General features: G+C 69.9%; 12 protein-coding genes. 7 read left to right on the top strand and 5 right to left on the bottom strand.

What is annotated here, in order from left to right:
- Positions 1-103 precede the first annotated feature (103 nt).
- The gene (locus tag E1281_RS30740) at positions 104-775 is read right to left on the bottom strand and encodes an MFS transporter (RefSeq protein ID WP_131883221.1); all 672 of its coding nucleotides are present in this window, start codon (positions 773-775) and stop codon (positions 104-106) included.
- Between the two features lie 80 nt (positions 776-855).
- On the bottom strand, positions 856-2529 hold the full coding sequence (locus E1281_RS30735) for an FAD-dependent oxidoreductase (RefSeq protein ID WP_131883220.1): 1674 nt from the start codon (positions 2527-2529) through the stop codon (positions 856-858).
- A 115-nt stretch (positions 2530-2644) separates the two neighbouring features.
- Between E1281_RS30735 and E1281_RS30730 the strand changes: the two genes are divergently transcribed.
- Complete coding sequence (locus tag E1281_RS30730) at positions 2645-2998, top strand: metalloregulator ArsR/SmtB family transcription factor (RefSeq protein WP_131883219.1); 354 nt, start codon at positions 2645-2647, stop codon at positions 2996-2998.
- Here E1281_RS30730 and E1281_RS30725 read toward each other — a convergent pair.
- Positions 2975-3850 carry an NAD(P)-binding domain-containing protein gene (locus E1281_RS30725; RefSeq protein ID WP_243717603.1) on the bottom strand — a complete coding sequence of 292 codons (876 nt, stop codon included), beginning with the start codon at positions 3848-3850 and terminating at the stop codon, positions 2975-2977. The two genes, E1281_RS30730 and E1281_RS30725, sit on opposite strands and share 24 nt — an antisense overlap.
- A gap of 66 nt (positions 3851-3916) precedes the next feature.
- On the opposite strand from E1281_RS30725, the gene E1281_RS30720 reads away from it, so the two are divergent.
- The 3 genes from E1281_RS30720 to E1281_RS30710 all read left to right on the top strand — a co-directional run bounded on the left by E1281_RS30720 (position 3917) and on the right by E1281_RS30710 (position 5785).
- The gene (locus tag E1281_RS30720) at positions 3917-4261 is read left to right on the top strand and encodes a metalloregulator ArsR/SmtB family transcription factor (RefSeq protein ID WP_207943578.1); all 345 of its coding nucleotides are present in this window, start codon (positions 3917-3919) and stop codon (positions 4259-4261) included.
- Positions 4262-4273: 12 nt separating this feature from the next.
- Complete coding sequence (locus tag E1281_RS30715) at positions 4274-4711, top strand: methyltransferase domain-containing protein (protein ID WP_131883216.1); 438 nt, start codon at positions 4274-4276, stop codon at positions 4709-4711.
- A gap of 786 nt (positions 4712-5497) precedes the next feature.
- Positions 5498-5785: a MerR family transcriptional regulator gene (locus tag E1281_RS30710; protein WP_131883223.1), complete on the top strand. Its 288-nt coding sequence runs from the start codon at positions 5498-5500 to the stop codon at positions 5783-5785.
- A 134-nt stretch (positions 5786-5919) separates the two neighbouring features.
- On the opposite strand, the gene E1281_RS30705 is transcribed toward E1281_RS30710, so the two are convergent.
- Positions 5920-6321 carry a hypothetical protein gene (locus tag E1281_RS30705; RefSeq protein ID WP_131883215.1) on the bottom strand — a complete coding sequence of 134 codons (402 nt, stop codon included), beginning with the start codon at positions 6319-6321 and terminating at the stop codon, positions 5920-5922.
- Between the two features lie 598 nt (positions 6322-6919).
- Here E1281_RS30705 and E1281_RS30700 point away from each other — a divergent pair.
- Positions 6920-7222, top strand: a complete 303-nt coding sequence (locus tag E1281_RS30700) for a hypothetical protein (RefSeq protein WP_243717601.1) — start codon at positions 6920-6922, stop codon at positions 7220-7222.
- A gap of 909 nt (positions 7223-8131) precedes the next feature.
- Positions 8132-8359, top strand: a complete 228-nt coding sequence (locus tag E1281_RS30695; RefSeq protein ID WP_131883214.1) for a hypothetical protein — start codon at positions 8132-8134, stop codon at positions 8357-8359.
- A 318-nt stretch (positions 8360-8677) separates the two neighbouring features.
- On the opposite strand, the gene E1281_RS30690 is transcribed toward E1281_RS30695, so the two are convergent.
- A complete protein-coding gene (locus tag E1281_RS30690) occupies positions 8678-9049 on the bottom strand; it encodes a hypothetical protein (protein ID WP_165959182.1) in 372 nt (123 codons plus the stop codon).
- A 324-nt stretch (positions 9050-9373) separates the two neighbouring features.
- Between E1281_RS30690 and E1281_RS30685 the strand changes: the two genes are divergently transcribed.
- Entirely contained in the window at positions 9374-10996 is a 1623-nt protein-coding gene (locus E1281_RS30685) for a GAF domain-containing protein (protein WP_131883212.1), read from the top strand.
- The last annotated feature ends 455 nt before the right edge of the window (positions 10997-11451 follow it).

Raw genomic sequence — 11451 nt, 5'->3', positions numbered from 1 at the left:
CACCTGTCTGCTCACGCAGTTCAAAGACCATCCGGATCGCGCGTTCACGCAGCTCAGGGGAGTACTTCCTCGGGGGTGCCATAGCCCCTCACCCTTCCAGGTATCAGGGCCTCCACCCAACCCGGGGTGCTCCAGCCAGCAGCCGGAACGGGCGGCTGCGTGTGATCTGGCGTATCGCCTGTGGGCGGGCGGGATGGTCGGCGGCGGCTTTCCGGTCACCGGTCGGCTCGGGCCATGGGCGGCGCAGGGCGATGGCGTGCAGGGGGATGGTGACGACGGCGAGGACGGCGGCGAGGGTGAGGTAGACGCCGCGCCAGGTCAGGTGCCCGGCCAGGGTGTCGGTCAGCGGCGCGAACACGGTGCTGGCCAGGCCCGCCACCAGGGTGAGGGTGGTGAGGGCGGGCAGATGGCGGGGCGCGTAGTAGCGGGTGAGCGCGGCGAAGGCGGGCTGGTACAGGACGGCCGACATCGCGACTCCGGCCAAGAACCACGCTGCGGCGAACCAGAGCAGCGACGGCGCCATGGCCACTGCCGCTGCTGCGGCGGCGGCCAGGACGGAACCGGTCGTCATCAGGGCGTGTGGGCCGCGGCGGTCCAGGACGCGGCCGACGGGGATGCCGACGAGGGCGGCGACGATGAGCGCGGCGGAGAACGCGGCGGTGATGGCGGGCGTGGACCAGCCGGTGTCGGCGGTGATAGCCGGGGCCAGCACCGGAAAGGCGTAGTACAGCACGCCCCAGCTGGTGATCTCTGTAATACAGAGGGCGACCAGCACACCACGCGCGCTCGAACCGGTCCCGGCGGCCGCAACCGCGGGGACCGGGATCGAGGATGCGGAATCCACCGACCGCGAACTCAGGCTCCGCCGCTTCCGGCGTCACCGGAGTAGCCGTGCACCCGTCCGGTGGCGAAACCGACATCAGCCGGGGCCCCCACGCTGACGGTGACCGGCTGCGGCGCCCGCTCCGCAGAACCGCAGCAGGACGACGTGCTCTCCTCGACTGCGGGTTCGGCCGCGCACGAGGTGCCGCATCCGTCCGCCTCCGCACCGGGGAGTTGGTCCTCGCTGACCAGGTCGGTGGAGCAGACGCCGGTCTCGGGGAGGTCGAGCTGGACGCTGTCGGCGGCCTCGCGGTCGCCGGCCAGGGCCGCGACGATGGAGCGGACCTGCTCGTAGCCGGTGGCCATCAGGAAGGTGGGCGCGCGGCCGTAGCTCTTCATTCCGGCCAGGTAGAACCCGGTTTCGGGGTGGGTGAGGTCGCGTTCCCCGTGCGGGGGGACGGTGCCGCAGGAGTGGAAGTTCGGGTCGATCATCGGTGCGAGTTTGGCCGGCGCCTCGGTGGCGGGGTCGAGGTCGAGGCGGATCTCGCGGAGCATGTCCAGGTCGGGACGGAAGCCGGTGGCGGCGACCACGGTGTCGGCGGCGACGGCCCGTTCGCCGTCGGGGGTGCTGCCGGTGACGGTGACCGGGCCGGACTCGGGTCCGTCCTCGGGGACGGTGAAGCGCGTGATGGTGAAGCTGCGGACCAGGTCGATCGAACCGGCCTCGACCGCCTGCTTGAGCCGAGTGCCCAGCGCCCCGCGGGCGGGTAGTCCGTCGGCGTCCCCGCCGCCGTAGAGCCGGGCGACCGAGGCGGAGCGGACGGCCCAGCTGATGCGAGTTCCCGGGGCCTGCTCGGAGAGTTCGACCAGCGCGAGAAGGGTATTGGCGGACGAGTGCCCCATGCCGACGACCAGGGTGTGGCGTCCGGCGAACCGGTCGCGGTCGCGTCCCAGCACGTCCGGTAGCGGCCCTGCCAGGTACGGGGCGGCCTGGTCTTCGCCGATGGCGGGCAGGCCGGAGTGGCCGAGCGGGTTGGGGTGTCCCCAGGTGCCGGAGGCGTCGATGACGGCGCGGGCGGTGAGGTCGCGGACCGTCCCGTCGGCGTCGATGGTGCGGACCATGAGCGGATACTGGTCGCGGTCGATGGTGCGCGTGGCGTCGACGCCTTGGCGGGTGACGGCGACAACGCGTGTCCCGGTTCGGATGCGGCCCGCCAGCTCCGGGACGCCGGCGAGCGGAACAAGGTAGTCGCCGACGAGTTCGGCACCGGTCGGCAGATGGCCGGGTTCGGGGGCGGCCCAGCCGGTGGGCGCCAGCAGGCGGCGCGCGGCGGCGTCGGTGTTGTAGCGCCATGGCGAGAACAGCCTGACGTGGCCCCATTCGGAGATCGCGGCGCCGACCTGCGGTCCGGCCTCCAGAACGCGGAAGTCCAGGCCGCGTTCGGCCAGGTGCGCGGCGGTGGCCAGGCCGACCGGTCCGGCACCGATGACCACTACCGGCAGGCTGCCCTGGCCGTCGTGGTCTGCGACGCAGCCGCACCCGGCCTCGGTCTTGGCCTGCAGCAGCGTGGTTCCGGAGTCGACGGGCTGCTCGGTGTCGGTGCAGCAGGCGCTGACGCCGCAGCAACTGCCGCCCTGGGTCTGCTGACCGGTGCTCTGGCCTGCAGCTGCTGCGGCGGGCTCGTCCCGGCCGGTGCTGGTGCTCATGGGCGTCTCCTTTGAAGTCACGGCACTACAACAGCCTGTTTCGATTAACATCGAATCAGACGCAAGAGTGCATCACTGGTTAGATGTATGTCAAATTAGAGAGGTGGCCGTGTTGATGGAACTTCAGGACGTCTCCGCTCCGGTGTGCTGCGCGCCGTTGAGCGGCCCGGTGATGGACGAGGATGAGGCCGCCGACCTGGCCCGGGTGTTCAAGGCGCTGGCGGACCCCGTGCGGTTGCGGTTGCTGAACCTGATCGCTTCGGCGGAGGGCGGCGAAGCGTGCGTCTGCGACCTGACCGGCCCCTTCGAGGTGTCCGCGCCGACCATCTCCCACCATCTGAAGATTCTGCGTCAGGCCGGGCTGATCGAGGGCGAGCGGCGCGGCACCTGGGTGTACTACCGCGTGATCCCCGAACGCCTCACCAGGCTGTCGGGACTGTTCGCACTACCGGACCTCACCGGCGCCTGACCCGCCGTGAACCGACGCCGGATCGCCCGCGGGAGCCGCGGCTCCGTTGCGACGTGACCGCTTGAGGAGCCGGGTGAGGACGTGGCGGGCGTCCGCGCCGACGCCGCGCAGGGTGGCCGAGGCGAACGAGCGCTGCCATTCCAGCCCGACGTAGCCGAGCCCGGGGACGGTGGTGGAGACGCCCGCGCGGTGGCTGGGCGTCCCGTGCTCGTCCAGGGCTCCGAGTCCGGCCAGGTAGTCGACGCCGGGCCGGTACCCGGTGGCCAGGAGCACCGCATCGATGGGCTCGCGCGTGGCATCGCTCCAGATGACCTGGTCGCCGTCCAGGCGGTCGAACATCGGTCGGCGGTCGGGATTGCCCGAGGCGACGGTGTCGCGGTAGGTGCCGGTGTCCATGACCGGGGTGCCCTGGCCCCCGGTCAGCAGCGGCCTGGCCCAGCCTGCGGTGTCCAGGCCGGTGCGCTGCAACCAGAGGTGGATGTCGCGGCCCGCGATCCGCTGCGGCATGAAGCGGAGCGGATGCCGGGTGGCGAGCGTGACGTCGGCGACGGCGGCGAGTTCGATCGCGATCTGCACCGCCGAGTTGCCGCCGCCGACGATCACCACCCGTCTGCCGGTGAACGGCTCGGGGCGCCGGTAGTCGGACGTGTGCAGCACTGTCCCGGCGAAGGAGTCCAGGCCCGGCACGGCGGGGCGGTAGGGGCGACTGAACGCACCCGTCGCCGCGATCACCAGCGGAGCGGTGAACACGCCCCCGTCCGCGGTAGCGGCCTGGAACCCGGCCCCGTCCTCGGTGCAGGTGATGCGTTCGACGCGGTGGCCGGTGCGGATGTCGCGAAAACGGGCACACACCAGCTGATCCCGAAGCGCGGCAGACCTCTTGCCTCCTCGACATTGATCGCTTATCGTCGATTGACGATGAATATGGGAAAGGGGCTGCTGGACCGGCCCACCGCAACCGAGTACGCATCGTGGTTCAAGGCGCTGGCCGACCCGACCAGGATCCAGATCGTGTCGCTCCTGGCCCGGGAGGGACATCCGATGAGCGTGGGCGAGATCGTCGAGTTCGTCGATGTCGGCCAGTCCACCGTCTCGGCTCATCTGAAGGTGCTGGCCGAGGTCCGGTTCGTACTGGCCGACAGCCATGGCACCGCGCGCTTCTACCGGATCAACGACGCCTGCGTGGACTGCTTTCCCACGGCCGCCGACATCATCATGGGCAAACCCGCCCCCGTACCACCGTCCTGCGGCCCCTCCGGCTGAAGAGCATCTCCTATGACGGACCCTGACGACCGGTCACAGGCGATCGTGAACCATTACGGCGCGCTCGCCCGCGCCGGCCCGGACATGCTCGCCCTCGCCGCGGCCAATGCCGACCATGCCGGTCTGGGCAACGTCCGGTTCCTGCGCGGAAACATCGAGGACGTCCCCCTACCGGACGCGGCCGTCGATGTGGTCATTTTTAACTGCGTCCTCAACCTGTCGGCCGACAAGCCCCGCGTCGTGGCCGAAGCCTTCCGCGTCCTTCGCCCCGGCGGACGGCTGGGGGTCAGCGACATCATCGCCGACGACGTCCAGGCAGATACCGCCGAGCCGACCCGCAAATGTGCCGCCCAAGCCCTCACCTCCGACGCCTACCTGAAAGCGCTGCGGCTGGCCGGGTTCACCCGAGTCACCACTGGTGGGGATCTGGAAGGCGCTCCGTGCCCGTGACGGCGACCTGGTCAACGCCCGGGCACCGGAGTTGCCGCGTTCGGGTGTAGGCCCGCGCATCGGCGGCGGGCAATCGCATCAGCCGATCTCCGAAAACCTCTGCTGATCGAGGTAGATATTCGCGGCGGAGTGGGGTATGGTTCCTGTCATCGAAGAGGAACAAGTCCAGCAGGCGCGGCAGAGGACGAACTGCCCGCACAGATGGATGACGCGGGCCGGACGTGCCGGGGTCAACGCAGTGGAAGGGACCCCGGCAGCCGGCTCCGCGCCCGGCGGCCAACGGGCCGCCGTGAAGGCAAGTCGCAACACCGCAAGTCGCAACACGGTAGGGAACGCAGGTAGGAACACGGAAGGAGGGTCTCGGCACCATCGGGATCGCCCGTTGCGGGCTCCAGTCACGCCGCGCGGGTACCGCAGCCCCACAGATTGGACGGTGGTCTGCGGTCACGCATCCGCGATCCCCGCGCCGTCGCCCCAGATGGCCGGCGCGGAAGTCAACCGGCCGCAGCGCCGGATAGATGGTGTTGTACCTCATGGCCCCGGCGCCGCCCTTCGGCGCCGGGGCTCCGTCGTTCTCGAATACGCGTTCGGCATGCCCCGGGTAGGGGCAGCCACGACAGTACGGAAGGTTTTGTGAGAGGACCTCAGCCGGTTAGGCCCGGCACCCACCCAGCAGACCGCGACCCGCGCCCCGCCCAGCCCGGCCAGGCGCAGGACGACACCAACACCGGGCTCGACCGCAGGCTGGACGACAAGCTCGACGACGAGGACTACCCCGCCTACAGCATGGGCCGGGCCGCCGAGCTCCTCGGTGTCACCCCGGGGTTCCTGCGGGGCCTGGACGCCGCCGAGCTGTTCGTCCCGCAACGCTCGGCCGGCGGCCACCGCCGCTACTCCCGCTACCAGCTACGCCTGGCCCAACGCGCCCGCGACCTCGTCGACCAGGGCACCGCGCTGGAGGCCGCCTGCCGCATCATCATTCTGGAAGACCAGCTCGCCGAAGCCACGCGCATCAACGCCCAGCTCAAGCAGCGCATCGACACCCGCGCCGACCAGGACGCAGAACGGGACTGAGCCCGCCCGCAACGGCACGGCGGGGGACCGGCCCGGGCCAGGTCGACTCCCTGCACCTGTACGCCCAGGAGTTCGCCGCCACCCGGCAGATCGCGACCGTGAGCAAGCCACCGAGCCCATGCCCGGGGTCGGGTTCACGCCGCCCGGCGTCCGCGCTCATGTTCTCGCCTTGCCGCGATGTGGTCGGCGCGCACCACGACAAGGCCCTCATACCTCTGTCCGGGACGCAGTAGCCCCCGCGCCTCCAGCGACTCGGCCCGGCTCCGCATCACCGGGCCGAACGGCTCACAATGCCGGGCCACCACCGAGGCCCGCATCCCCGCACGGCGCAACGCCACCAGCGTCGCCGCCACCCCGTTCAACGCCGAATGCACCACCAGCAACGTCCCCGACGGCGCCAGATGGCGCGGGGCCGCCTGGCATATCCGGTCCAGGAGAACCCCGCCACGCGGACCCGCCTCCCACGCCCGTGCCCGGCCCCGGGCCGTTGGCGGATCGGCGTCGCCGGGCACGTACGGCGGGTTGGCAAGGATCACGTCGAACACCTCGCCTGCCACCGGCGCGAACAGGTCATCTGCCCGGCGAGCATGTCCACCACTGCGTCGGCACCGCCCCGGCCGACGGTGTGACGCTGCCGGTCCGCGCCCGTTCCCGCCCGGCGAACGCCCTACACCAAGGCGACCACCGCGTCCAGAACACCTAGTTCGGCCGGTGCTGGGCTGACGCGGGCGACCGGGTCGTCCAGTAGCCGCCACGCCGGGACGGCGCGCCGCGTGAACGGGTCTAGGCCGGGTTCTTCCATCCAGTGCCGTGCCTCGTACCTCTCCTCGTCCTCGTATGGAGACGGCGCCGGTGCCGCGCGCGCAGGACCGCTAGATCAGGTTCAAGAAACCGGCTGGAATCCAGTTTCCGCTCCGGCGGCACACCGGCGAATCCGAGCGCAGCAGCCTCTGGATAATCTCGCCGGAGAAGCACCAGTGGGCGGTTCGACGGTTGCGGTCACCATGCCCGCCATAGGGGTCTTACCTGGCGCCGTCGCCGCCAGGTCAATGGCACCAATGCACGAGGGCCAGATTCATTCAAGTCCGCATGCACGCATCGACGCCGGGTACGTGGCAGCGGACCGGAGGGAGAATGATGATCAACACACTGCACAAGTGGGGCGTACGGTCCAGCCTGATGTACACAGCGGGCATCGGCTCTATCGCGTTGGCGTTCGCCTCCTGGGCCGCGTCCAACCGGCTTGAGGACGCGGGCCTGGAACGAGCCGACAGATGGGGCATTTTCGTCGGCGAATGGGCGCCGACGTTCTTCGCCATGGGTGTCGCCCTACGAATGGAGGAAACGAGCGAACAAAACATGGGGACTTCCGAGGAGCGCGGCGAGCCGGATGGAAGGAGCGCCAGCCAGGCGGCACGCTCGGCGGCGATGGGATAGTCAACGCGAACTCGTCAGATGGTGGTGCGGGCTTCACATCACCGGGTGCGATGCGTGATGAACTCGGCTTCGCGGCAGCGTGATCGTCCTCCGGACCGAGCGTGTAAAGATCGTGAACTGCGATGCCACCGATTTATGAACCGAGCGGCTACCGGTGATGGGGACGCCATTCCGCGGGCGATGGCGACCGTGGCTGGGAATACCGTGGCCTCCGGAGTGACGGCGGTCCGGCTGGACAGGTGAAATTTGGCCTGGCGCATCAGCCCCCGGCGGGCTGATGCGCCAGGCCATCTAGGGTGCCGAGCTTTGACCGCTCGCCCCACCAGCCGCCCCTCTATTCCCCTGTCCGTGCAGGAAACTGCCGATCTTAGTCAGCGCATCACAATTCGGACTGATGCCTATGAACAGAAGAACGGCCCGCGGGGGTGGCGGGAGACGGAACCGGCCGCGCCAGCGCGTTCCTTCGCAATGCCTCACGCAGCCCAATGCTGCGGTAACCGGCTGACCAACAACTCCTACAGGTGGTCATGGACGGCCGGTCACCGGCCCAACAGGCCCCGGCCGCCCTGGCCCAAGCGACGCTGTCACAACCACGGGATAGGGCACTAGCTGACCGAACACGCGATCTATAACAAGCTTAGCGTGATGGGTTGATTGCCATGGGTGTGTTGCAGTGTCGTAGGAAGCACACAGATGACAACACTCGCGTTTCGCAAGGCCGAGGGGCCGCCGACGCCCGAGGTCGACAGGACCGCTGCGAGGGAATGGGGGCCACCCGATGGCCGTGATGGCACAGATCCTGCGGTTGCTCGGCCTGACCGGCCCTCCTCAGCCAGCCGACGTTCTGGTGCCCCGCCGCCGCCCGCCGACAGCCACGATGCAGCGAGAGCAGCGGAGCTGGCGGGAACGATGCGGCGCCTGCCAGGCCGTTTCCAGGATCGGCTGCCTCCGACGGTGCTGGAGCGCATCACCGGTGGGGCGGCCAGCGGACAGTGGGAAAAGGCGATCGATCAGCTGGTCATGGCCCTGTACATGAGGGACGCACCGGTCAGCGCAGTAGAACGCGCCGAACTGCGCGGTGCCCTGCGGGCGTTGGGCCTCCCGACCCGCCGCGTTGACAGGCTGCCGCCCCGCTGAACTCTGCACGAGGGTGACGATCCGAAACGACCCACCCGACGGGCGCCCGAACACCCTGGTGGCCATGCCCGCCGGGATCGTGCCCATCATGCCGCCGTCACCGTCCATGCGCCGTCACCGTCGGGCCTCACCGATCACGACCCAATCGATCGGGCTGCGCCGCCGCAGTGCAGCGATGCGGTCGTGCCACCCGTCGCGGCAGGCACGACCGCCTCGCCCCCTCCTACTACCCCGGGCCGGGCGGAGGTCAGGACCGCACACCCGGCGTGGGACCTTTATGTTTCTGCACCGAGCGTTCGTTCAGCCCGGAGGCACGTGCTAGCCGGAGGACGCCGCCAGGACGACCGCGATGCGCTCCGCAGCCGCTTCGATCTCACCGGCGGGGCACAACGGCTCCAGATCGGGGCCGGATCCGCCAGCCCCGTCCCACCACACCCAGAACCACCACAGCGCGCCTCCGTCCGGCCGCTCGGCACACCACACCTCTTGCCGGAGCCCAGTACCGGGCACCCACTCCCCCTCGTCACCGGCAACGCCGTCGGCGCCCGGCTCGCCGACTGGGCCGAACACCCAGACCACGCCCCGTCGCCGCACCGTCGCGACCAGGCCGCGCTCCTTCAAAGCCGCGGTCAGCGCGCGAACCACGGAACGTTGTGATCGCGTCTCGGTGGTTAAGCCTCTCGCATCCATCCCTCGTCTCCTTGTTTTCACCGACCCTTGAACTCACAGTACAGAAATCATCACCAACCGTGCTGGGAATTTCAGGAAGTCAGACGAAAGCGCATCCCACGGACGATCAGCAACGACCAGGGCCTGGCAACCACCCACTACGCACCCCCGGACGAGCCTGCGGACGAGGGATACCCGTTAGGACCGGGCTTCGGGCAGGCGGAGCCGCGGTCCGAGCGTGCCCGGCCCGCTCGAACCGGTTGCAGGTGCGGGTTTGGACTGAGATTCTCAGTGGCAATCGACATCACGTGAGGGTCCACGCTTGGGTCTGGGGGGAGCGTTCCCATGGAGCGCAGATCCGTCAGGTTGGTTTCGCATTCCGCCAGCGATCCCAGTGAGCCGGCCAGCCCGCTCCTGGCCGTCGATGACGTTGCCCACGGTCATGCCGGGGACGGCACCGGCAAACCCGCCACGCCGCAGAGGTTGCGGCACGCCGTCGTCGAATCATGGCGACGGTCCAGGGAAGCCGGTGTCGCCGTGGAGGTGCCGGGGGCGCCTGAAGTGTGCGGGCCCGACGAGGTCGCCGAAGCCCGGGACGGCCACCGCCTCAACTCACTGTTGCCGATGCTGCAGGAGATAATCGGTCGCTTCACCGACGACAATGCGCACGTCATGGTGGTCACCGACGGCGACGGTCTGGCGCTGTGGCGGCAGGGAGCGCCAGGCCTGTTGACCGCGGCCGATCGGATCGGCATGCGGGAGGGATGCTGCTGGTCGGAGCGGTCGGTTGGCACCAATGGGATCGGCACCGCCCTGGCCACCGGTGCTCCCCAGTACGTCTTCGCGGCCGAGCATCTGGCCTCCTGCCTACACCCGTGGTCCTGTGCCGGTGCCCCGATCAGCGATCCCGACACCGGACAAGTGATCGGATGCGTCGATGTCAGCGCCACCGCGCGCGAACTGCATCCCGCGGCGGTCACGCTGGTCGGTGCCGCCGCCCGGCTCGCCGAGGGGCAGCTCGAGATGGAGATGCGGTGCCGCGACGAGCGCATGCGCGAACGCTATCGCCCGCACCTGGAGGCGCTGGACGCCGACCGCAGCGGTCGGGGCGGTCGGGGCGGCGGCACGGGACTGCTGGTCACCCCGACCGGCCGGGTCCTGCTGGCCGAGCCCGCATCCTGGACCGGACGGCGTCTGCAGGTGCCGACGCCCGGCGGCCACCTGCGGCTGCCCGACGGACGCCAGGCGCTGGCCGAGCCGCTCGGCGAGGTCTTCCTGTTACACCCGTTTCTCTCCGGCTCCCGCCGTCCTCGCGGCAACAGCAGTTCGCGGCGACCGGAGAGCCAAGAGGACCATCGCGCGCAGGAAACCGGCGGCACCGGACACCCGCCGCCGCTGATGCTCACCCTCTTGGGCGACGACCCGCCCACCGCGCGCCTGCGCGGCCGCAGAATCACGTTGTCGCTGCGACATGCCGAGATCCTTGCGCTGCTGGCCCTCCATCCCCGGGGCCTCAACGGCGACCGGCTGTCGTTGCACCTGTACGGCGAGGAGGGCAAACCGGTCACCGTGCGCGCCGAGATCCATCGGCTGCGCGCCCAGCTCGGCGAGGTGGTGCACGCCAAGCCGTACCGGCTGGCCTGCGCGGTCGACGCCGACTTCCTAGCGGTACGGCGACTGCTGGAGCGGGGCGAGGTGACCGCGGCGGCCCGGCTGGCCCGCGGCGAACTGCTGCCCCCTTCGGAGGCCCCCATTATCCGGGCCGAGCGAGACGAGCTGACCATGCTGTTGCGCCTGCGGGTGCTGGAGCGCGGCGACACCGCGGCGCTGTGGGCCTATGCCCAGGCCGAACCGGGACGCGATGATCTGGAGGTGCTGGAACACTTGGCCGCCGTCCTCCCACCCGGCGACCCCCGCCACGCCGCGGTCATCGCCCACGCCCACCGCCTCCTCAACGAGACGGATTGATCCCAGCCTGGCATCCCGTGCCGCTACCGTGCGCTTCCTCTCGTTTCACTTCCTTCGGATGGTCGGGTGCGTGGTTGTGGTTATCCCGCTCGTCCTCTGTCGAGCCACACCGCGCGGGTGCTGGCCGGGTGACGCGCACCACCGGGGTGCGTCCGCGTCGTCCCCAGGTCGTGCCATTGGGCGACCTCAGCCCCTGGCCGGCTTCGTCTTCGAAGCCGGCCAGGCGCGCCCAGGTCCGCCGCGGTCTGCCCACCGTCGGCCACAGCGGGTCAGAAACTAGACAGTCGGTGACTGTAGTTATTGAAGATCTCTAGGAGGAGATGTTGTCGCGCATGCTCGGGACGGGGTGCGGTCCCTCGGTCTCCAGCCGGTACTCCTCACCGAACTTGTGCTGGTGGTCCTCCATGACCTGGTCGCTGGGCGGCCGCTCGGCGTTGATCTTGTCCTGGTACTCC

The sequence above is a fragment of the Actinomadura sp. KC345 genome, assembly GCF_004348515.1.
Taxonomy (GTDB): Bacteria; Actinomycetota; Actinomycetes; order Streptosporangiales; family Streptosporangiaceae; genus Spirillospora.
Note: the sequence above shows the minus strand (reverse complement) of the source record. Positions and strands in the feature narration are given on the sequence as shown.